We start from the raw sequence: 20833 nt of genomic DNA on the forward strand, positions 1-20833 counted from the left end.
CTCCTTCGTGTAGGGCTGATCAGCGTTGAGCGTCGGTGTGCGCAGGGGTGATCTGGCTGAGGGCGGCCTGGGCGCGGGCCGTGTGCTGGGCCACCCACAGGCGCAGTTGGGCTTCGGTGACGGTGGCTCCGTTGGGAAGCAGGAACCGTGTCGGTGTCCGTCCGAGTTCGAGTGCCTGTTCCAGGTGATCGACGGCCGCTGCCAGTTCGGTGATGAACGACGTCCCTCCCGAGCCTCCTGCGTCACTGCCCGTACCGGCATGCGGGAGGAGGGGAACGACCAGGGCGGAGGCTGCGGCGGGGTCCCGGGTGGGACGGTGGGCGGTCATGCGGCCGGCGCCTCGGCGATCGGCTGGGCGGGACGCATCAAGGCGTCGACCGGCTCGGCGTCACCGAGTACGGGGATGAAGATCCTGCTGAAGGGGCCGTGCTCGCGCAACTGGTCGAGGGTGGTGACGCCGGCCCGCAGGGCGGTGGCGGCCAGGACCGGGTCGGCGGCGGAGAGGCTGCGCAGATCGGCGATGCGGCGCTCGAGCCGTTCCGGCGAGGCGCCGGTGAGCACGAGCAGGATGCGCGGGAATGACTGGGAGGGGTAGCGCGAGCGCCAGGCCGGTGTGGTGGCCGTACGGCGGGGCGGCCGCGGGCCGCGGCCGCCGGTGGGCTGGGGGACATAGCGCTGGTAGGCGGCGTAGGCGTGGAGCTTCTGGGCGAGTCGCGCGATCGTCATCTGCGTCCGGTCGACCTCGATCATGAAGGTGAGGAGCGTGCGCTTCTGCCCTGAGACATGGATGTAGTTGAGGACGGCGTCCGGGATCAGGCGCAGGTCCTCGCCGGGGCGCTGTTCGTCGCGGTAGGTGTGGGCGATCTCCGGGGACCAGTCCAGCGGGCCGCACTCGTGGCCGAGTGTGCGGGCATGTGTGACGAACGCCAGGCCGGTCTCGACGGTGGCCAGGGTGTGCTCCTGCAGCGGGCCGGCGGCCGCCTCCGGGCTCATCCGGTACGGGCGCTGGGGCAGCAGGCCGGTGGCCTCGACCGCGGCGGCGCCGGGCTCGGTGAGCCACCACAGCAGATCGGTCTGGCCGTGGGCGCGCCGGCCGACGCGTTCGACCAGGCCGCGCTCGCGGAGCATGTGCAGCTGACGGCGCAGGTATTCGGCCCGGGTGTGGTGCGGGGTGAGCATCTGGTGCAGCTGCTGAGTGGAGACCAGACGGTGCTGGTACAGGACGTTCAGGGCTTGCTGGCCAACGTCGTTGGCGCCCATCGGGATTGGGGTGGGGTAGGGCATGGGTGCTCGCTTCTCAGTCGACGACGCTGGTAGGTCCGCTGGCGGAGGCCGGTCCGGGGCCACGCCCGGTGTGGTGGGCGAGGACGGCATCGTTGAGGTTCTCGAGGCCCTTGAGGATGTCGCCGAGCCGGCGGCGGCGCATGTTGGTGTCGATCGCCCGGTCCAGGTCGTCGATGCCGCCGGGGTTGTCGTAGTGGGCGAAGACCTCTTCGACGGGCAGGCCCCGCACGCGGAACGGGCTGGTGGGCTGTCCGTCGAGGTTGAGCGACATGATGTAGTGGTACTTCGGCAGTGCGGTGATGGTCTCCGGGGAGACCTGGCCGTTCCAGCGGCGGGCGACGAAGTCGGCCTCGTCGTGGTCAGCGGCGCAGGTCGCCAGCAGCGACCGGTTCTGCAGCAGCGCCTGCCGGGTCACCGCACTCAACCGCAAGGCCATCTGGGTCATGCCGGTCAGCCGGACCTCGTACTTGCGCAGCTGCTCGCAGATCGCGGCCAAAAAGCCCTTGGAGGAGGCGTCCAGCGCGGTCAGTTCGTCGATCCACGCCCAGAACGTGGCGCGCCGGTCGCGCGGGGTGTCCTGGCGGGAGAGGCCGGCGCGGTGCAGATCGTGGATGAGCAGGCAGGCGACCAGAGCGTCGGCCTCCGAACCGCTCGGGCAGACGAACACGACCTGGCTGGTGTCCATGGCCTCGCGGACGTCGTAGCCGGAGATGGGGTTACCGAAGAAGGCCTGCAGGGCGGGGGACGTGTCGAGCCGGTCGATCGCGTAGGTGACAGTCGGCACCGCATCGGCGGCGACCCGGGGGAACGTCTTCTCCCAGTACTCGCGCGCGCTGGTGGGCAGGTGGGGCAGGAGCGCCTCGCGCCATTCCTCGTCGACGAGCCAGGTCCGGATCTGGAAGAGCGTCGTCTGGTTCTCGGGGTGGCCGTCGGCGACGGCCTTGAGGTTGAGCAGGGCCAGGGCCTGGGCGGCGCGGGCCAGGATGGTGCGGGCGCGCGGGGCGTGGTCGCCCCAGTCCTGGGCGGCAGCGATCCCTTCGGTCACCGCCCGTACGACCTTTTGCACGTCCGAGGCGCGGCGGCGCTCCATCGACAGCGGGTTCCAGGAGACGACCAGCTGGTCCTCGTCGGCCTCGGCGAGGTTGATCTCCCACAGCCGGGAGGCGACGTGCGGGTGGGCCAGGTACGGCTTGGCCCTAGCCCACGCCTCGCCGTGCGGATCCAGGAACCACACCCCGTAGCCGTTGTGCGCCAGAGCGATGGCCTGCACGAGGGCTTCCTCGGTCTTGCCGTGCCCCGACTTGCCCAGCACCAGGGCGAACAGCAGGTCCTTCACGCGGGCGGCGCCGATGCGTTCGCGGCCGTCGGGGTAGGTGACCGCGCCGAGCGGCACCAGGTCGCGCTGCCCGGTGTAGACGGGCAGGTTCGCCGGCGCGGGCGGAACGACACCGCCGGAGCGCACCACGCTGGAGGCGGTGCAGCTGCGCGTGGGCGGCTTCAGGAAGCCACACAGCTCGGGGACGGTCATCCACTGACGGCGGCGCGGGCGGAACTCGCCGCTGCGGAAGCGGCGGTCGAAGGAGGTGATCGCGCGGCGGGAGCGGGGCCGGCGGGGCTTGAGATAGTTCTCACCGGACGTGGCTGCGAACACCGCCAGGAGCTGGTTCATGCGCGCACGCGCGGCCTGCGGGTGCGCGGCCCGGGTGCGCAGCAAAAGCTGGACGGCGAACACCGGGCCGGCAGAGGGCTCGAACTTGCCGATCCCGTCACGCACATCGGTCATCCGCGGCAGCCGATCTCCCCGCCCACTGCCGGAGGTGCGGCCGCCGGTCCAGGCCGCGCTCATCGACGCCATCAGCCCCGTTCCGCCGAGCGGACCGGTCAGCCGCTCGCCGTACGCGGACGGTCCGCGACGCCGGGCGGCCGCCAGTAGCCGGCGGCGTCGGCGGGCCAGCCGACGTTCGGGAACGGGCAGCAGATCCAGCACGACGTCGGCACGTTCACCGTCCTCGGTACGCACACCGGACAGGGCGGTCGCGAGCTGCTGCAGCGGGTCCGGGTGCAGGCCGAGCGACGCCAGCGGCTTGTGGTCGGGCAGGGCGAGAACCAGCTCGGCCCGCTCGACGTAGCCGGACGCAACGCTCTTGCGCGGTGAAACGGGGCCCGGCTTGGCCAGGTCAATGACCGCCGTCACGACCGGCCCCGGCGAGAGGTGGGCACGGAGAAGCGAACCGGGCGGACCTCGCTGCGGGAGCCGCCGGAGCGGATCTCGACCTCGGCGAAGCCCGGCATCGTCAGGACGGCCTGCGCATAGGCGGGGCCCTCGAGGTAGCAGCGCATCCGGCCGTGCTCGGCGCTGTAGCGCAGGCGGGCTGCCCGCCCACGGGCCGGGACGTCACCGGCGGCGTAGCTGACCCTGCCCAGGTGCTGCGACCAGCGCCGCACCTCGCCCTCGCCGGGATCGAAGGTACTGGTCGGCACCGTCTCGACACGGACCCGACCGGCCAGAGCGTCCCGGACACGCAGCGCGCGCCGCCAGGCGATGCCGCATGCGGCAAGGAACCCGACACCGATCACGACGGCCATGTACGGGGCGGCGACGGCGATCCCGTGCGCGACATCGAGCAGCGTCTGTACCCCGTCGGGGAGGTGCCCGCCGCTCATATGGGTGCTGGGGGCTGTCTTCACAGTTGCCTCCGGGGTGCGCGATTGAGTCCTTCACCCCGACCAAGTCCGCCCGTGGGATCTGATGTGACACCAACCCAGAGGCTTTGCAATTGCTTTACATTTGGTCGACACCGGGACCTCGGCCACGGACACCTCGTTCGTCCACCCCAGGCGTGGGCACGGCAATCCAGGGTGATCACGAACGGCCGTCCCAGCGCAGGCGGGTGACCTGTGGGTGTGTCGACGAACCGACGATCCTCGGGTACGCGACGCTCCGGTCATGACGAAGGTGGAGATCCTGCTGTTTGATGACCGACTCGACATCACCGCCCTGAACATCGCGTTCGCCGGTCTGCCAGTCTCCAGTGCGTCAGCCGCTCTGGTTAAAGGGTTCGGCGGCGACTTGGATGACCTGGGGGAATCACTGCGGGAGTACTTTGCCGATGACGCCTCGTGGTGCCGGATCGGCAACACCGTCCACACGGTGACCGACGGGGATGCCGAAGTGCGGCTGGTGCCACGGTCGGACGTGCCGACCTGGCACGCGGATTACTTCCAGGCTGGTTGGGGAAGTCGCGAAGGTGCCCGGATTCCACCGGAATTCAGGCTGCAGTATGCCAAGTACGTGGACCGCAGGTACAAGGCCCGTGAATCCTGCCTCCAAGGCAAGGATCTACGCTCGGTGGCGGCCAAGGACGGGGCCGGGGGCGTCGACAAGCTGGTACGACACCATCAGGCGCAGCTCGCCGAGTGGTACGCCGCCCTGGACCACCTTATCCGCTCGGTGCAGACTGCTGAGGATCTCCCCGAGTGGGCCATCTCGGTGGCCAAGGACGAACTGCTGGACTGGCACCGGACCCGGGAGTATCTGACCAGCGCTGTGCTGGAATTCCACTACGGCGATGCCGGGCCACGCCCGGAGACCGTGCTCGGCAATCTGTGCTTCCGCTTCTCGACGGTCGCGGTGGAACTGGTGCCCGCCTAGGTGATGCGCCGGACGGCAAGGATCGTCCCGTTTTCAGCAACCTTGACCACGTCGACGACTCGGCCTGGGCGTGGGGCCTGGACGACGAGCCCATCCCCGATCGCCATCGAGACGTGTTCCGGCCGGGAGGCGGATCCTTCGGTGAACACGAGATCACCGGGCTGGAGTTGGCTGGCGTCTGCGGGGACGGCGCTGCCTTCGTTGATCTGGGTGTAGGTGGTGCGGGAGATCTGGATGCCGGCAACGCCGTAGGCGCGCTGGACGAGGGAGGAGCAGTCGCAGCGGCCGGCGGGGTCGGTGCCGTGCGGGTTGGTGCAATTCCCGCCCCACTGGTAGGGGGTGCCGAGCTGCTGAAGGGCCCACTGGATGGCGGTCCGGGCGGCGGGCTTGGCGTTGGCGGGAATCTGGTAGCCGTCGGGCAGCTTGCCCGCTTTGATCGTCCCGTACTGCGAGCCGTCGGTCTGGGTGCAGTTGAGCGCGTAGGGGTTGCTGACCGCCCCGGTGGGGCTGGTCACGGTGGCGCCCAGCGTGGGAGCGATCGCCTGCTGCAGCGCGGTCGCCAGCGGCTCATGCTGGGCGTACGCGTCCGGTGTTGCGCTCTTCTGCACTTTCTGCGCGGCGACCGTGACCGGCATGCTCTCCCAGCCCTTCACCGACTTCAGGGCGTTGTAGAACTTCTTGCTCGCGTAGACAGGATTCATGATCTCCTCGCGGGTGCCCCATCCCTGGGAGGGCCGCTGCTGGAACAGTCCGACTGAATCGCGGTCGCCGTGGTCGAGGTTGCGCAGGCCCGACTCTTGCAGGGCAGTGGCCAACGCGATGACCTGGCCGCGGGCCGGGATCCCCAGCTGGATCCCGGTCGCCACGATGGTCTTTGCGTTGGGGAGCTGTTCCTTGGGGTCGGGTAATCCCGACACCGTCACATTGCCACTGCCGGAGACGAGAGTGCTGACCTGCTGGGCGAGCTGTGCTGTGTCCACGTCCAGGCCGGCGCCGCCTGGGCTCTGGCAGAGCGTCTTGGCCGCGGCGGCCTGCGCTTGGGCCTCGTCGGCGCCGGTGACGTAGGCGGCGATGCCGCCCATGATGGTCACGCCGAACAGACACAGCCCAGCGGCTCCTCCAGCTAGCCACTTCGTGTAGCGGCTACTCATCGTCCGCGTCACCGGCCGCGCGGCGACGCAGCTCGGCCTCCTCGAGTTCGGACAGGTAGGCCTCGTAGTCGTCGCGGGGGGCACGGTTCGGTTGCAGGTTGCGCCGCGGCGTGGGCGGCGTACGGCGGATTCCACGGTCCAGGCGTCGGCGCAGCTGCTGCTGGCGCGGCGAGTTGGCCGCCGGGGCGGGTGGCTGGGGCCGGGCGGCGCTGCCGACGCGGGCGCCGGCGCCCCGCGCGGCCCGGGCACCAGGCCGGTGTGCGGGCCGGGGCGGCGGGCCCTGCCGCGGTGGCCGCGTAGGCCTGGGGGGAGCGGTTGGCCGGGGTGGGGCGGGTGCCGGTCGGGGCGGAGCCGCAGGCCCGTTCACGGGTGCCGGCCCGGGCGCCGGCGCCGGGGGTGCACCCGGACCGTGGGGGCCGGGCCGCCCTGCGGGACGCGCCCCACGCGGCCGCGCGGCACCGTGTCGTCCGCGCCCGATCCTGGACAGCAACGCGGTCGCTCCCACCGAGGCCGGCATGGCGTAGGCGATCGCGGCCATCGGGTTGCCGGTGACCAGGGCGGCGGTGGCCAGGGTGCCGCGCACCAGGCCGCGGGCTGCCCTCCGGCCCACTTGCGGGGACCTGGAGATCGGTGTGGCGGCGGGGGTGAAGATGCTGCCGTTGGTGCCGCCGATGCGGCCGCCGGACAGCTTGGCCTTGAGGTTGTTCGCGATCTGCTGGGTGCGGGCCTGCAGGGCTCTGCGTTTCCTGACCGCGGCGATGCACACGATGTCCACGCCGAGGAACCGCAGGGTCAACTCCCGGCCCCAGTCGGTTTGGACGGGGTCCAGGACGGCCCGGATGACGACGATGAACACTGCGAGCGAGGTGACCGCGACGAGCATCTGGGCCAGAGACCGCCACACGGAGGCGAACCAGTCCCACAAGAAGGCACGGCCGATACCGGGAATGGTGCCGGCGAGCAGGGCTGGTTCACCGCGGATGGCGTCCCAGGCGATGCGGCACTGGGCGGTGAGGAAGCTGCCGGCGAGGCCGACGATGAGGATGGTCACGATGATCGCGGCGATGAGGAGGAAGACGCTGCCGCCGAGCTTGTCGAGGCTGGCCTTCTTCGCGGCGGTGACATCGCCTTTGACGCACTGCTTTTCGAAGCTCTCCATCGGGACGCCGCCGTAGTGGTTGATCGCCCACTTCATGGCCCACGACTCCTGCCAGCTGAGTCCGCTGGTCAGCGCGTCACCGGGCGTGGGATCGATCAGGCCGTTGAACTGGTAGGCCTTCTTGGTGATCTTGTCGATCTGGCGGTCGTAGGCGAGTTGCTCGAGCCGCTTGTCGGTGTACAGGGCGGCGCACTTGCCGTCGAAGACCTGGCCGTACTGCAGGAGCATCGCGGGCTTGACGATGAATGCGTCGGTGAGCGCGTCGGTCAGGGGCCGCGACAGCGTGAACGACGTGGCCGGGGTGGTGACGTGGTTGTTGGCCCAGGGGGTGGTCGGGTCGGCATCGAGGATGACGTCGGCGACGTCGAGCGCGAATCCGCGGGTGACGGCGATCGCCCCGTTGTGGTCGTCCAGCAGCGTCTGCGGTGGGGACGACAGCAGGGTGGTGGTCAGCGCGGCCAGGACGACGGACAGCGCGGCATCGCCCCAGCCCTTGGCCCTGTCCCCGAAGAAGATGCGGGCGGTGCAGATCAGCGCGCACATCGCGAGGAACAGGCTGGGCAGCCCCATCTCCATGATCACGCGGGAGTGCAGGGAGTTCGCGACGGCCAGTGCCGGGGTGAGCAGTAGTTTGGCCAGCCCGAAGGACAGTGACCACAGGATCAGCCAGCAGGAGAATGCGATCCACCACTGGGTGAACATGAAGGCGCCCTCGGTGAGGAAGTCCATCAGACCGAGGTCCCAGCGCCAGAAGGAGCCGGTGTCCGACTTCACTGAGTAGACGCTGATCGGCAGGTTGTTGGAGTCGGTGACGTTGAAGACACCCAGCACGCCGCCCTCGTTGGGGAGCTGCTTGCGCAGATCGTCGGCCTGGGCTTCCAGGAGCGATTGTTGTGTCTGCTTCGACAGCGTCTCCTGCGCCTCTTCCATGAACTTCTGCGCCTGCTCGATCTCCGCCGGCGTCGGCGTGTTCAGCCCGCCGGTGTGGGGGGTGCTGGTGGTGGCGCTCGGGGACGGCGACGGGGAGGGGGCGGCGTGGGCGGGCAGTGAGGTGAGCAGGGTCAGGGTGGTGGCGGCGAGCGCGGCGAACAGCATTGCTATGCGCAGCCGGGCGCTGCCCAGCGTGTGCAGCCGGATCCGCCAGAGTCTGAGCGCGTTCATGCGGCGCTCCGGTAGTCGGTGGGTGTGGTGTGGATGGCTCGGGCGACGGGGGCGTCGAAGGGGATGAGGACCTTCATCAGCCCGATGCGTCCGGCCAGATCGCGGTAGAGGCATTCGCCGGCGCGGGCGATCCGTTCGTCTTCGGGCAGGTCGATCGGGGACAGTCCGGAGGTGACGAGGTCGATCAGGTCGGGGTCGGTGGAGTCGACGCCGAGGAAGTCCAGGCCGCGTGCCGCCAGGGCGCGGGTGGTCTGCCGGAACATCAGGCGGTGCGGGATCAGCCCGCGGATGATCTGGCCCTTCTCGGAGCCGGCGGGTCCGATGTCGTCCGGGTCGTGGCTGGCGACGTAGGCGGCGGCGTTGTGCTTGCGGCCGTCGCGCATCAGCTCCAGGAGCAGTTCCAGGCCTTCGTCGCTCGAGGTGAGGTACCAGGTCTCGTCGAAGACGGCGACGGCGAACTCCTCTTTGGAGGCCATGGCGGTCTCGCGGGCTACCGCGGCGATGAGATACATGACGGCGCGGCCCAGCACCTTCTCGAACTCCAGGCGTTCGATGCGGTGCTCGGAGGCGAGTTCGGCCTTCTTGGGCAGCTGCAGGGAGTTGACGGCGAAGACGACGGCGTCGGCGCGCTGGGTGTCGACCACGGGCAGGGTGTCGTCGAACACGACGGCGGCGAGGTCCTTGCGGGCCACGGCCTTGAGCTTGCGGGACAGGTTGCGGGCCGCGACGTCGTCCTTGCCGCGCTCGACGAGCTCGTCGACGAGTTTGCGCATCGACGGCTCGGGACCGTCGAGAACGGCTTCGACGGCTTCGGACAGGGCGACGCCCTCGAGGTCCATCGGCTTGACGCCGAGCAGCAAGGTCAGGAAGGACTCGCAGAACCGGGCGGCGATCTTCGGGCTGTTGGCGTTGAACAGCCGCAGCGGGTCCAGGGAGACCTCGGCCTGCTGGTCGATGCGGATGACCTGGGTGGTGCCCGGGCAGGCCTTCGCGAAGCGGACCCACTCTTCTTCCTTGGTGCGGTCCACGATGACGACGCGGCCGCGCGAGGTGGGCTTGCCGATCTGGTGGCCGCGGGCGAGGACGTTGTAGACGGCCGTCTTCAGGCCTACGGACTTACCCGCGCCGAGTTCACCGATGAACGCCATCGAGGCACTCGCGTTCTCTCTGGGACCGCGGGCGGGGTCGACGAGCACAGGGCGGGCGCCGCCGGAGGCGAGCTGCAGCCCGAACAGGCCGCCGCGGTCGTCGCCGAGCGCGCTGCCGCACCAGGGCATGGCCAGGGCGAAGTCGTGCGCGAGGAGGGTCTGGGCGTATCCCGTCATCACCCTCGGCGTGCGGCAGCCGGGCAGCATGGCCCGCCACAAGTTGGCCTGCTCCCCCACCGGCCGGGCGAAGGTGTAGTCGGTGGCGCCGAAGTCGTGGGCGAGAGCGGCGGCGCGGTTTTGTACGTCGTCGGGGCTGGCTCCCCACACGGCGAGCGTGACCATCGCCTGGATCTCCACTTCCCGCTCCGAGGAGGAGATCCGTTCGCGGAATTCGTCGTTGTCGGCCTGGTTCTTGGCGATCGAGGCAGGCGGGCCCGCCGGGTCGCCCTCGTACTCGGCGGCCTGCGCCCGCAGATGCCGCGCGCGCCGACGGCTCTTGGCTTCCGCCTTGCGGCCCGGCGTGATGACCAGGCGGGCCGACCAGTCCACCGGATACGCCAGGTCGTCCAGCTGCTGCAGGTAGGCGGCGCCGGGCAGGGCGAACGCCTCCGGCATCTCCGACAGGGCGAGCAACGCCTGGTAGGAGTCGCCCCACTCGCTGGAGACCTGCAAGTACCGGCGCTGGAACGGGTTGCCCGGCACCATACGGCGGGTGTCGAAATCGGTGCCGCCCTCGGCGAGCAGGACCTCCCCCAGCGCGGCGACGGTGCGGCCGCGGCCGCGTACGGCCGGCTCAGTGCCGTCCGGCAAGAACGGCTCGGCCAGCCCCCGGCGCGCACTGTGCCCGTAGATCCACAGGATCTCGGCCTCGGTCGCGGGCCGCATCGTGACCCCGGTGGGCCAGCGGGCCTGCATCTGCTCGGCCTGCGCTGCCCGCTCGTTGATCTCCTCGAGGCTGATCGGGGCAGGCATCAGGCCCAGCGCCTGGGACATCTCCGCCCGCGCGGCGCGGAACGCCGCGCCAAGCATGTCCTTGTGCGAGGTGGCCGGCAGCGGCACGGCCAGCCAGTCGGTGCGCCCGGTCAGTTCCATCGCCTCGAGCTGGTCCAGGACGGCGTGGCCCAGCTGCTCGTAGCGCGGGCTGCGCGCGAGGTCGACGTCGGCGACCATCGCGCGGACGACGGCGATCGGGTCGACCTGCGGGCACAGACTCAGCAGCATCGGCTCACCGGTCAATGACTTGAACAGCGACTCCAGTGCCTTCAGCCGGCGCTTCTTGGCAGCCTGGGGGGCGTGGGAGTAGTTGGCGGCCGCCACCCGCCACACCGCCCAGACGGCGCCGGACGTGGTGAAGATCAAGTTCTTGGCGATGTGCCGGATCGGCAGACGCATCAGGGTTCTCCGTGATCAATCTCGTGCCGTGCGGCGAGCGAGCAGGGCCTGCACACCCGACGCCATCGGCGCCGGCACCGGGGCGGCTGCAGGCCGATGTGGCGCGGGGCCTGGGATCGGTCGGGCGGTGCTAGGGGCGCGGTTCGGCACCTGAGCGCGGGCCACCGGCGCCCCTTGGTCGGCGAGTTCGGGATGGGCGAGGGTCACGCGGGGCGCGTCGTGTGCGGGCCGGGCCGGCCTGAAGGGCCGGCCGTGGATACGGCCCCAGCGCGGGGCGCCGAGCATCATCACGACGCTGGCGGCGGCCGCAGCGGGGTTACGGCCGTCGATGTGCAGGTGCCGCATGCCGAACGCCGCCCCGAACGGCACACCGATCAGGACGACGACGTCTCCCACGCCGTGCCCGCCCCATACGGGCCGGCTCAGGATCAGCAGCCCGACCGAGACGACGATCGCGGCAAGCTGGGTGAGGGTGTACGGGCCGCCCGGCAGCCGGAGGTTGGGCCCGCCGTTGACGCTGCGGATCACACCGTGGACCAGCGGCGCGCGGCGGGCCTTGGTGTAGCAGCGGCCGACGAGCTCCTCGTCGATGCCCTCGGCCGTGTTCACCGGTCACCTTGCAGGACCGTGCTGTTGCCACCGCCGTTGTTGTACTGGTTGATGGTGTCGCTGGTGACCTGAGCCGTCGTGTTGATGCTCAGGGACAGACCGACCATGATCCCGGCGAAGATCGCCGCCATGATGGTCGGCCCGGGCGCCCGGGTCTTGAAGCCGATGAAAAGGATGAACATCCCGGCGAGCGCGGGGATGCCCACCTTGAAGATCAAGGTCTTGAGGTCGGCGCCGAAGCCGTTGCCGATGGTGATCCAGTCGGCGGCGAGGGTCACGGATTGCATGCTGTGCTCCTTCAGGGAGTGGGGGTGGGGCTGGAGAGGGCGGGCTGCGCGGGCAGGGCCGGGGACGGGGCGCCGTCGAGGGCGGCGATCTCCCAGCGGCCGGCGCGGGCCTTGAGGGTGAGCGCGTAGGTGAGCGGGACGCGCACGGCGTCGTGGCTGGTGGCACGGACGGTGACGACCAGGCGGGTGCGGGTGCCGTCCTTGGGCACCGTCGTGGCCGGCTCTTGCGCCTGGTCCTGCTCGATCTGCATCTGGTCGACCGAGACGCTCCTGTACGGCGCAGGCGTGATCGCGGACAGGCGCGTGCCGGGAGCGAGGTAGCGGTCCAGTCCCTCCCCGGAGTTGGTCAGGTAGGCGGTGAGGAACGCGGCCACGGTCTGGATGCGCGGGTCCGACGGCGGGGCCGGCTGCACCGGCCCGTAGATCAGCTGAGGCGTTTTGATCCGCGGGGGTGCGGTGACCTCGGCCGGCATCGACAGCGCCACGTAGCCGGTCGCCCCTTGCCCGGCCGGGCCGACGGCGACGGGCACCTGGAAGTAGTGGACGCTGTCGGCGGCCGCCTCAGCGGCCGTGGGCTGTGAGCCGCCGGAGGCGTCGGCGGCCGTGGTCTTCTTCGCGGCCGGTGCGGTGTCGGAGACGATGCGGGTCGCGACGGTCACCGACCACACATCGGGGTCGGTCTGCCGCAGCCGTACAACGGTGAGCTGCTCACCGTGGCGCCGGTTCGGCTCGCCCTCGAGCTGCATGTCGGCGGCAGCCGGGTAGTACACGGCGAGCTTGTCCTGGTCGCCCTCCCCCGCCCGCAGGTACTGCGCGACGAACAACGTGGCGAAACCCGCCGCGCCCTGGGAGCCGGTGGCCGTCGGCGCGCTCGCCGTCACCGACGGCCGGGCCGGACCTGTAGCGGAAGCGCGGGCGAAGGCAGCGGCCCCGAGGACGGGACCGAGGACGATCAGTCCCCAGGCCGCCCAGCGCAGCACGGCGCTGGTGTTGGCGCGCGCGCCGGTCGACCAGCCGCCGATGTAGTCGGCGGGCTGCTCGTCGATGTCCCACTCCTCTTGGGCAGGCTCGACCGGCGTTGTCTTGGCGGGGCGGCGGGTGAATGCGTGCCTCATGCCGCGCCTCCGGTCGGCAGCAGGTTGTGGCCGGCCAGCTCGGCGATCCGGGTGCGCAGTTCGGCCTCCGGGCGGCGGCGCAGCACCTCCAGCGACTCAAGGACCTGGGGGGCGTCGTCGGCCAGGAAGTGGCGCAGCCGGTCGTGGGTGGTGGTGTCGAAGGGGGTGGCAACAAGGGCGGCGCCCAGGCCGATCAGCAGCCGCTGGGCGCGGGTGACGCGCTCTTCGTCCTCGTCCAGCCGGGGCCTCGTACGGGCGGGCATGCAAGTCTCCGTCTCTGTCGGGATCGGTGCGGGCGAGTGATCAGGCAGCCGGGCGCAGGCCGGACTTGAGCCGGTCGACGGCGCGGCTGCGCCGGCGCCTCCAGGCGGCGGCGGTGGTGCCGGCGCGATGCGCGGCCTGCGCGTCGGGGACGGGGTTGGTGGTGTAGTGCCAGGCGATCGCCTGGCCGTCGGCACGGCTGATCGAGCCGTGCTCCATCGCCTCCAGCACGAGCTCGAGGAGTTCCAGGCGTGCGCTGCTGACCTCTGCCTCGCAGGCGGCCGGCTCGGTGGTGAGGCCCGCGGCGTGCGCGGCGGCGTGGATCGCGGCGGCGTGGGCGCGCGCGGCCGGACCGGGTGACGGGTCGGTGAGGTTGTCGGCGGCGGCCAGGTCCTCGCCGGCCGCCTCACGGTCCGCGGCGAGTTCACGGCAGACCCGGCTGAGCGTGTCCAGGGCGAGGTTCGCGGCGGGCCGGCCGGGCCGGGTGTGGATGCGGCCGGAGCGGGCGACCTCGAACAGGGCGGCGATCACCATGTGCCCGACGTCGTCCCACGTGCGTCCGCCGGTCCCGCGTACCTGTCCGCGCGTCATACGCACGGCGGCCGGGAGCATGGCCTGCACGATGATCCGCGCGGCGAGCGTGGCCGATCGGTCATGACCGGTTGCGCGGACCAGAAGGCTGCGCAGCACGGCATCGGTCAACGCGTCGGACAGCACGCCGTGGCCGGGGCGCAGCGTGGCCAGGAGTTGCTCGGGCCCGAGAGTGCGTACCCAGGAATCGGTCACGGCGGCGACGTCGTCGGCGAGGTGATCGGTCATCAGCCAGTCGGTCACCGCGGCTCGTACGGACGCGTCCGCGCACAGCTCCGCCCACTCCGCGTCCAGGCGGGCGAAGATCCCGCGGGCGGTCGGGGTGGTGGTTGGCACATCGAGCACGGCACTGGCTCCTTTCGGATCTCGTGCCGTGAACTCTCCTCAGCGAGGCGTGCCCGAAGGCTTGCCCAAACCCCCAAAAGAGCAGGTGAGAGGCTTGCCCATTTCAGAGCGGGTGGGGCACGCCTCGCTGGGCAAGCCGCCCCGCCAGGTGGGCAAGCCCGGGTGACCGGGCCGACCAACTCCGGGCAAGCCCCTCCCCCACGCCGGGGCAAGCCACGCCATCGGCACGGCCGACGGGCCGCGCGCGCACCCATCGGCGACCGCGGTCGAGCACCCGCGAGGCGGCGGCGATGACCGATCCGACGCCGCGGGGCCGTGACCGATGCAGGCGGGCAAGCCGCCTTCGCCGACGGGGAGCAGCGGGCCTCTGCGGCCGCCGGATCGGTCACGGCGGCCCATGACCGATCCGCGCCGATCGGTCATGACCGATGACCGGTCGACGGGCTATCGGTCATCGGTCACGCCGGTGGATCGGTCATGACCGATCCACCCGAGGCCATCGGTCACAGCCCACGCCGCGCTCCAACCGGTCACGACCCGCCGGCTCGGATCGGTCATGGAAGACCGCCACGTTCCTACCGCCCCGACGGGGGATGGCCCGGGAACATGCCGCGGGCCCGGACGCTGACGTCCGGACCCAAAGCCTGCTGGGGTGGGGTTGCGGCTCGCATCGACCGCGGGGTCAGTCGCTTCAGTCGCTGCGGACCGAGCGCAGGTGTGCGCGGCCGCGCTCGCGCCGCTGCTTCTCCAGGATCTCCTTGGCCTTGATGACGTCGCGCTGCCCCGTCTTGGGAGAGACCTGGTTACGGCGGGCCGCCTCGGCGCCGGACAGCTTCTTGCCGTCCGCCTCCGCCTCGATCAGCCACTGGACGACGCGCTCGACCCGCTGGTCCTCGGTCAGCTCACTCACCGGCGTCTCGGCGACCTGTTGCTCGGGAACGCGCGCGGTGGCTTCGCCCGTGTCCGTAACTGTCGCCTCCCAGGGCGTCGCATCCCCGTCTGCTCCGCCCGCGGCCGAACCGGTCGTGAAGTCGAAAGCAGTCTGGCGGGGCAGCCGGCCGCCGGCGGGGGGTGTGTCAGCTGCGGACGCCACGGGCGCGGGCACCGGCTCGGCTACTGGCGCGGCCTGGGATGGTGCGGCGGCCGGCGTGACCGATGGGGTGACCGACGGACCGTCGAAGTACGAAGGCGCGGTGACCGATGCGGAGTGACCGACAGGATCGGTCATGCCGGCGGACGGGATGCCCGTGACCGACGGATCGGTCATCCACTCCCCCGGGGTCTCGACGCGGTGCCGCAGCTCCCTCACGACCGGCACGAGTTCCCTCTCGACGATCGGGCCACCGTGCGACGGGTCGGTGATTCCGTAGCCGTCGGCGAGGAAGAGGGCGAACTGGCGGGCGGTGGGGAAGTCACCGTGCTGGTTGAGGTACTCGGCGTATGCCGTGGCGAAGCTGGAGTGCGAGTCCGCGGTCAGTCCCAGGACGGCTTCTTCGACCGGCTCTTCGGTAAGCGCCTCCGGCTGCGCGGCCACGGTCTCCTCGCCGGCCGTGGACGGGACCGGGTCTTCGTACCGGTGGTCCGAGGCTTCCTCGGTGGCCCTCCCGGCTTCCAGGGCCCGCTGATGTTCAGCGCTCGCAGGCGCGAGCGGCCTCGGATCGGTGACCGGCGACAGGCCGGCAAGGACGGGCATGGGCTCGTCGATCCCCGCTGCCGCCAGCCCGGCCGGCGCCGTCTCCGCGAGCGGCACCCCGTAGCGGGCAAGCCGCAGCGGCATCAGCGACTCCACCGGCGCCTTCCGTCGCCACGCCCGGCCGAACCGCGACCGCAGCCGTGCCTGGTAGACGAGCCGTTCCTGCTCGAGCCGGATGACCTGGTCGTAGGAGCGCAGCTCCCACAGCTTCATGCGGCGCCAGAGAAGGAAGGTGGGGCCAGGTGAGAGCAGCCAGCGGGTGAGGCGGACGCCCTCCATGTGCTTGTCGGCGGTGATGTCCGCGATCCGGCCGATGGCGTGGCGGGCCGCCTCGACGGCGACAACGAACAGGACCGGGATGACCGCGTGCATGCCCACGCCCAGCGGGTCCGGCCAGGCGGCGGCGCCGTTGAAGGCGATCGTCGCCGCGGTCAGGAGCCAGGCCGTCTGACGCAGCAGCGGGAAGGGGATGCGGATCCAGGTCAGCAGCAGGTCCAGGGCAAGCAGGACGCAGATGCCCGCGTCGATGCCGACCGGGAACACGTAGGAGAAGTTCCCGAACCCCTTCTTCAGGGCCAGCTCGCGGACGGCCGCGTATGAGCCGGCGAAGCCGATGCTGGCGATGATCAAGGCGCCGGTTACGACCACGCCGATGAGTACGCGGTGCATCCTGGTCAGCTGCGGTGGCGCGGCCACGTGCTCCTGCCCTCCTCCAGAGCCTCACTCCTGAACGGGCATCACACTCTCACGTGCGGCATCGTGAAGCAGCAGTTCGGTCGAGCGGAGCGTCCGATCGTCAACGAATAGTGATCATCTGCCCCGTTCGTGTCGGCTCGGTGTGGCCCAGTTCACTTAATTGATCTTGCTCTCGTTGTCCAGGATCAACCCCGGCACGGGAGCGCGGCGTTGGCCTCGCCTCTGCTCGAGTGGACTCCCCAATTGGGGAGTCGGGCCGATGGCCCAGAGATTCCAAGGGGCGGCGTGTGCCAGGATGCCGTGTGCCGCACCTCACCCGGGTGCGCACAAGTACGTACAAGGAGGCCTCTTCCGGTGCTGAGCGATGCCGTGGATGCCGTCGAGCCACACGAGAACGCCGTCATGATCGGCACAGGCAAGGGTGGCGTCGGAAAGAGCACAATCGCCGCCCACAAGGCCGCCTGGCATGCGGCGCAGGGCCAGCGCACCCTCCTTATCTGTGTCACCAGCCAGGACGACGACGACCTGGGCATCGAGCGGTACGACCGGGGACTGCGCCCCGACGGAGCCTCGGTACTCAAGGGCGAAGGCCTCTACCGGGCGATCCACGACCGCACCGCCTTGCTGCCGGTCCGGGAAGTACGCCCCAACCTCGACGTCGTGCCGGGCGGGCCGGCCGTCGGTGAACTCCTGACCCTGCTGACCGCACGCATGCCCATCGAAGGCATCCACGTCGTCGCCTCCCTCCACCGGGCGATCGCCCCCATCGCCCCGTGGTACGACCGCATCGTCATCGACAGCGCACCGGAACAGGACCCCCTCGAGCAGCTGGCGCTGACCGCGGCCCGATGGCTGTTCGTACCCACCCGCTCCGATGACTCCTCCATCGGCGGCATGCGGCGCATCGCCCGCAACTACAAACTCGTGCGCAGCCAGATCAACCCGCACCTCCAGGTCGCCGGGGCCTGCCTGTACGGGTCCAATCCGAGCGCCACGCAGCTTCACGAAGAGGTCCGTCGCGACGTGATCGAAGTACTCGGGGCGAGCACCCCGATGCTGTCGACGGTGGTCGGCTACCGCGAGATGCCGGCCGTCAACGCCCGCAAGAAGGGCCTGACCTTCCGCGAGTACGCGGACCTGCTGCCCACAAGCGCGAAGAGCTACGACGTGGCGGCCGGCCGCGCCGCAAGGGCCGATGTGGTGCCGGAGTCCATCAAGCCGCTGGCTAAGGAGATGGACGAGCTCAACGTGGAGATCGACTCATACTGCAGGAGGAATGCCTGAGATGGGCGCGTTCGACGACGACCCGACCGACGCAACCCGGCCGAAGGGCCTGCTGGGCAACGGACTGTCCACAGTGCTTCAAGAGGCCACCGTCGTGGTGAAGGCCCCGGTCGGCACAACGCTCGAGTCCATCCCCGCCCCCCGCCCGCCCGCCGCTGAGGGCGACCTCACCCCGGAAGAGGAGAAGACGTTCGAGGCCTGCAAGGCAGGCATGGACAATCTCCACAAAGCCTTCTGGATCGCGGGTAAGAGCCTCGAAACGATGGCGACCGGCAACCTTCACCGCAACTCCGGTCACCCGAACTTCGCCGACTTCGTCTGGGTGCACTGGGAGATTTCCGAATCCCAGACCTACCGCCTGATGGACGAATGGCGCATCGGCGAGGCGCTGTCACAGATGGGCTGGCACCCGCGCGAGTCCCAGGTGCGGAAGTTGGTGGACATCAAGAACGCCGCCGGCAACACAGCGGCCGTCGCCGTCTACGACGCGGTGGCCCGTACGGGGAAGCGCGTGACGGCGAGCCTGCTCGAAGACGTCGCCCGCCGCCTTCCTCCCCTCACCCCTGAATCAAGCCCGGTTGAGATTGGGCAGATGGTGCGGGGCATCCTGGCCCCGCCGCCGCCCGCGCCTGCGCCAGCCACGAACAACGAGCTGGCCGCAGACACTGGAGGCGAACAGCCCGACCCGGCGGTCGGTCACGGCACCGAGGGCCCCGTTCACAACATCACGACGATCGGCGGCAACCCCGACTCCCCAATTGGGGAGTCCAGCGCACAGGCCAGTGATTCCAAGGGTTCCCCCGCAAGGTCGGCTGACCTGGAGCGGCTGAACGAGACGCTCGTCCTGCTGCGCGAGGCGGAGCGCGGCATCAGTAAGCCAGCCGTGCGGCGCGCCCTTGAGGCGGATCCGGCGGCTGCCACCGCGCTGCTGGCCGAGATCGAGAGCAGCCTCAACAAGATCGGCAGGACGGTTGCGGTGCGCCGCCCCGAGTAGGTGCTGAAGACGCAAGGATGGGCGGGGCCGACAAGTGGCCCCGCCCATTCGTATCTCTGTCTATCGGGAGGTCCGCCGCCCAGGCAGGGGCGGAAGGAACGCGTCGAGTACGGCGTCGAGGAAGTCCGAGCGGTTGTCGAAGGCGTACGCGGCGGTGTACGCGTCGTACACGGCGAGTTCCTGCTGCGACGGGCGGAAGCTCTGCTGCACGCCGTGCTTGACTCCCCCACGGTCGACGCGACGGGCTGGCACCTCACCGAACAGGCCGTCGGGATCGTGGTCCTCTTCGCTGACCGGCTGCTGGCGGTGCCGTACGGCTTCACGCAGCCGCGGCCACAGGTTGTTTCGGTGGGCGTGAAGGAAGGCCCTTTTGACGACCACAGCGTTGGTGGGTTCCACCCCGGTCTCAACCTTCTGAGCCATTTGGTACCGGCCGAAGCGCTCCCGTACCTGCGGCTGCACCATGATCGTGCATTGGGTGGGGAGGTTACCTTCTCTCGCGGGCGTGCGCCCGATCTCGATCCGGCCGGCTGGAACGGCGTCCGAAGCGGGCACGGTGTCGACGGGGCTCGCCATGTGCGGAACGGCGGAGGGCAGCACGGGTTCCGCTGCCGTCGGCGCAGCGGGCGTCTCCTCTCCCCCGGTATCGAGAGGCCTGGTCTTCTCGGAGGCGGAGAGCGGCGAGCGGGCGGTGGGCGCGAACGCGGCCAATGCCGCCTTGCTGTCGATGGCGAACGCGTCTAGAGCTGCGTCCTCGGGCAGTCCGCCCCGCAGTGCCGGTGTGTTCTCCGTGCCTACCTTGGTATCGCCGGTCGTGGTGGTGTCCTTGGTCATCGCCGTGCCTTTCGGTTCGCGTCAGCCTGGTCGAGTTCCGCCTTCGCCTGCAGGACCTCCAGAGCCAGCGACCGGTAGTCGCCGGCCAGCGCCTTCATCGAGCGTCTAAGCGCGGGGTCCAGGTCGGGACTCGCGGCGAGCTCCTGCGGCACCTGCCCGTGGGTACGGCAGGCGACGGCAGCCGCTTCGACATGGCGGATGGTCTGCTCCATGACCCCGGCCGCACCGTTGAGATCGTGGGCGAGCTGATCCCTGATCTTCTGCTGGACTCTGGTGGCCGCCGACGCCGTCGCGAACAGCACCACGCCCAGCAGCCGCAGCTGCGGGTTAAGACGCATGGCGACGGCGAACCGGCGAGCCACGGTCCTTAGCCCCTTACGAGACGAGGGGTCGGACCGGGTGGGGACCAAGGCCATGTCGCCGGCGACGAGCGCCTGCAGTTGCAAGGGTTCGGACCCGGGGGCGACATCGAGGACGATGACGTCATAGAGGTGGCGGACGGCGTCGACGGCCGACGCGTACATCCCCATCCAGGCGAGCTGGTCCTCTGGGTCGTCACTGGTCGCGGCGGCGCGCCGCTGGCAATACAGCTCCTCGATCACATCCTGCAGTGCGCTTCCGCCGGGAACCACGTACAGGTTGGGCCGCGCCTCGCCGGTCGGGGTGAGAGGCTTGCCCTCGAGGATGGCGGCGGCCTGGGCCTGGCCGTCGTCTGCGAGTTCGGTGCCGGTGGTGCCGAGGTCCTCGCAGTGGTTGCCCTGTTCGTCGATCTCGATGAGCAGGACCTGCAGCCCGGTCTTGGCGAGGGCGGCGGCGATGGCTGAGGACAGGCTGCTTTTACCGACCCCGCCCTTGCCGTTGATGATGACGATGACCTTGCGGTCGTGGACGCCCTCGCTCATCAGCTGCAGCCGTCTACGCAGTGCGGCTTTGACGCGGCTGAGGTCGACGACGCCGAGCCTCACGGTACGCAGAGGCACAAACATCACATCCCGTCAATTTACGGACATCATGTGATGGTCGAAGATATGGAGAACGGCGCGGACATCCGGGACGACACACAGGCACACCACAACCCGCTGGCCCTCCTTCGTCTGTTCGGCCCTGTCGAGTGCCAGACCAAGCCGCACCGCCATAGACACGAGAGTCGAAGACACGCCTAGCCAGCCGACTAGCG

The 20833-nt window shown here is 70.3% G+C and carries 18 protein-coding genes; 3 read left to right on the forward strand and 15 right to left on the reverse strand.

Annotated elements, in window-relative coordinates; all coding sequences use genetic code 11:
- Positions 1-19: 19 nt before the first annotated feature.
- Genes JK359_RS33080 through JK359_RS33095 form a run of 4 tightly spaced genes read right to left on the reverse strand, consistent with a single transcriptional unit; the run spans position 20 to position 3972 of the window.
- Positions 20-328: a hypothetical protein gene (locus JK359_RS33080; protein WP_201843298.1), complete on the reverse strand. Its 309-nt coding sequence runs from the start codon at positions 326-328 to the stop codon at positions 20-22.
- Complete coding sequence (locus tag JK359_RS33085; RefSeq protein ID WP_201843299.1) at positions 325-1284, reverse strand: replication-relaxation family protein; 960 nt, start codon at positions 1282-1284, stop codon at positions 325-327. The genes JK359_RS33080 and JK359_RS33085 overlap by 4 nt, the downstream gene beginning before the upstream one ends.
- Positions 1285-1297: 13 nt before the next feature.
- Positions 1298-3478, reverse strand: coding sequence for a type IV secretory system conjugative DNA transfer family protein (locus JK359_RS33090; RefSeq protein WP_201843300.1), 2181 nt, complete (start codon positions 3476-3478; stop codon positions 1298-1300).
- The gene (locus tag JK359_RS33095) at positions 3475-3972 is read right to left on the reverse strand and encodes a hypothetical protein (protein WP_307788378.1); all 498 of its coding nucleotides are present in this window, start codon (positions 3970-3972) and stop codon (positions 3475-3477) included. Before JK359_RS33095 ends, JK359_RS33090 begins: the two co-directional genes overlap by 4 nt.
- A 259-nt stretch (positions 3973-4231) precedes the next feature.
- Here JK359_RS33095 and JK359_RS33100 point away from each other — a divergent pair, with 259 nt between their 5' ends.
- Positions 4232-4936, forward strand: a complete 705-nt coding sequence (locus tag JK359_RS33100) for a hypothetical protein (RefSeq protein ID WP_201843301.1) — start codon at positions 4232-4234, stop codon at positions 4934-4936.
- Here the strand turns inward: JK359_RS33100 and JK359_RS33105 are convergent.
- The 9 genes from JK359_RS33105 to JK359_RS33145 form a co-directional block, all read right to left on the reverse strand.
- Entirely contained in the window at positions 4933-6087 is a 1155-nt protein-coding gene (locus tag JK359_RS33105) for a C40 family peptidase (protein WP_201843302.1), read from the reverse strand. The genes JK359_RS33100 and JK359_RS33105 overlap by 4 nt on opposite strands.
- Positions 6080-8407, reverse strand: coding sequence for a hypothetical protein (locus tag JK359_RS33110; protein ID WP_201843303.1), 2328 nt, complete (start codon positions 8405-8407; stop codon positions 6080-6082). Before JK359_RS33110 ends, JK359_RS33105 begins: the two co-directional genes overlap by 8 nt.
- Positions 8404-10947, reverse strand: coding sequence for an ATP-binding protein (locus tag JK359_RS33115; RefSeq protein ID WP_201843304.1), 2544 nt, complete (start codon positions 10945-10947; stop codon positions 8404-8406). The genes JK359_RS33110 and JK359_RS33115 overlap by 4 nt, the downstream gene beginning before the upstream one ends.
- A 15-nt stretch (positions 10948-10962) precedes the next feature.
- Positions 10963-11556 carry a hypothetical protein gene (locus tag JK359_RS33120; protein WP_201843305.1) on the reverse strand — a complete coding sequence of 198 codons (594 nt, stop codon included), beginning with the start codon at positions 11554-11556 and terminating at the stop codon, positions 10963-10965.
- Positions 11553-11843: a hypothetical protein gene (locus JK359_RS33125; RefSeq protein WP_201843306.1), complete on the reverse strand. Its 291-nt coding sequence runs from the start codon at positions 11841-11843 to the stop codon at positions 11553-11555. Before JK359_RS33125 ends, JK359_RS33120 begins: the two co-directional genes overlap by 4 nt.
- Positions 11844-11854: 11 nt before the next feature.
- Positions 11855-12958 carry a conjugal transfer protein gene (locus JK359_RS33130; RefSeq protein WP_201843307.1) on the reverse strand — a complete coding sequence of 368 codons (1104 nt, stop codon included), beginning with the start codon at positions 12956-12958 and terminating at the stop codon, positions 11855-11857.
- Positions 12955-13221 (reverse strand): hypothetical protein, encoded by a 267-nt coding sequence (locus tag JK359_RS33135; RefSeq protein ID WP_201843308.1) that lies wholly within the window; start codon positions 13219-13221, stop codon positions 12955-12957. Before JK359_RS33135 ends, JK359_RS33130 begins: the two co-directional genes overlap by 4 nt.
- A 40-nt stretch (positions 13222-13261) precedes the next feature.
- Positions 13262-14155: a hypothetical protein gene (locus tag JK359_RS33140; protein ID WP_201843309.1), complete on the reverse strand. Its 894-nt coding sequence runs from the start codon at positions 14153-14155 to the stop codon at positions 13262-13264.
- 691 nt (positions 14156-14846) lie between these two features.
- Complete coding sequence (locus JK359_RS33145) at positions 14847-16517, reverse strand: DUF2637 domain-containing protein (RefSeq protein ID WP_201843419.1); 1671 nt, start codon at positions 16515-16517, stop codon at positions 14847-14849.
- A 381-nt stretch (positions 16518-16898) separates the two neighbouring features.
- Between JK359_RS33145 and JK359_RS33150 the strand changes: the two genes are divergently transcribed.
- Together JK359_RS33150 and JK359_RS33155 are read left to right on the forward strand one after the other, a co-directional pair.
- Entirely contained in the window at positions 16899-17828 is a 930-nt protein-coding gene (locus JK359_RS33150) for a ParA family protein (protein WP_201843310.1), read from the forward strand.
- A gap of 1 nt (position 17829) precedes the next feature.
- Positions 17830-18822, forward strand: coding sequence for a hypothetical protein (locus JK359_RS33155; protein WP_201843311.1), 993 nt, complete (start codon positions 17830-17832; stop codon positions 18820-18822).
- 60 nt (positions 18823-18882) lie between these two features.
- Here JK359_RS33155 and JK359_RS33160 read toward each other — a convergent pair whose 3' ends face one another.
- Both JK359_RS33160 and JK359_RS33165 read right to left on the reverse strand, forming a co-directional pair.
- Positions 18883-19656: a hypothetical protein gene (locus JK359_RS33160; protein WP_201843312.1), complete on the reverse strand. Its 774-nt coding sequence runs from the start codon at positions 19654-19656 to the stop codon at positions 18883-18885.
- On the reverse strand, positions 19653-20621 hold the full coding sequence (locus JK359_RS33165; protein WP_201843313.1) for a ParA family protein: 969 nt from the start codon (positions 20619-20621) through the stop codon (positions 19653-19655). Before JK359_RS33165 ends, JK359_RS33160 begins: the two co-directional genes overlap by 4 nt.
- Positions 20622-20833: the final 212 nt, after the last annotated feature.

It is taken from the genome of Streptomyces actinomycinicus (assembly GCF_016741775.1).
GTDB classification, from domain to species: Bacteria; Actinomycetota; Actinomycetes; order Streptomycetales; family Streptomycetaceae; genus Streptomyces; species Streptomyces actinomycinicus.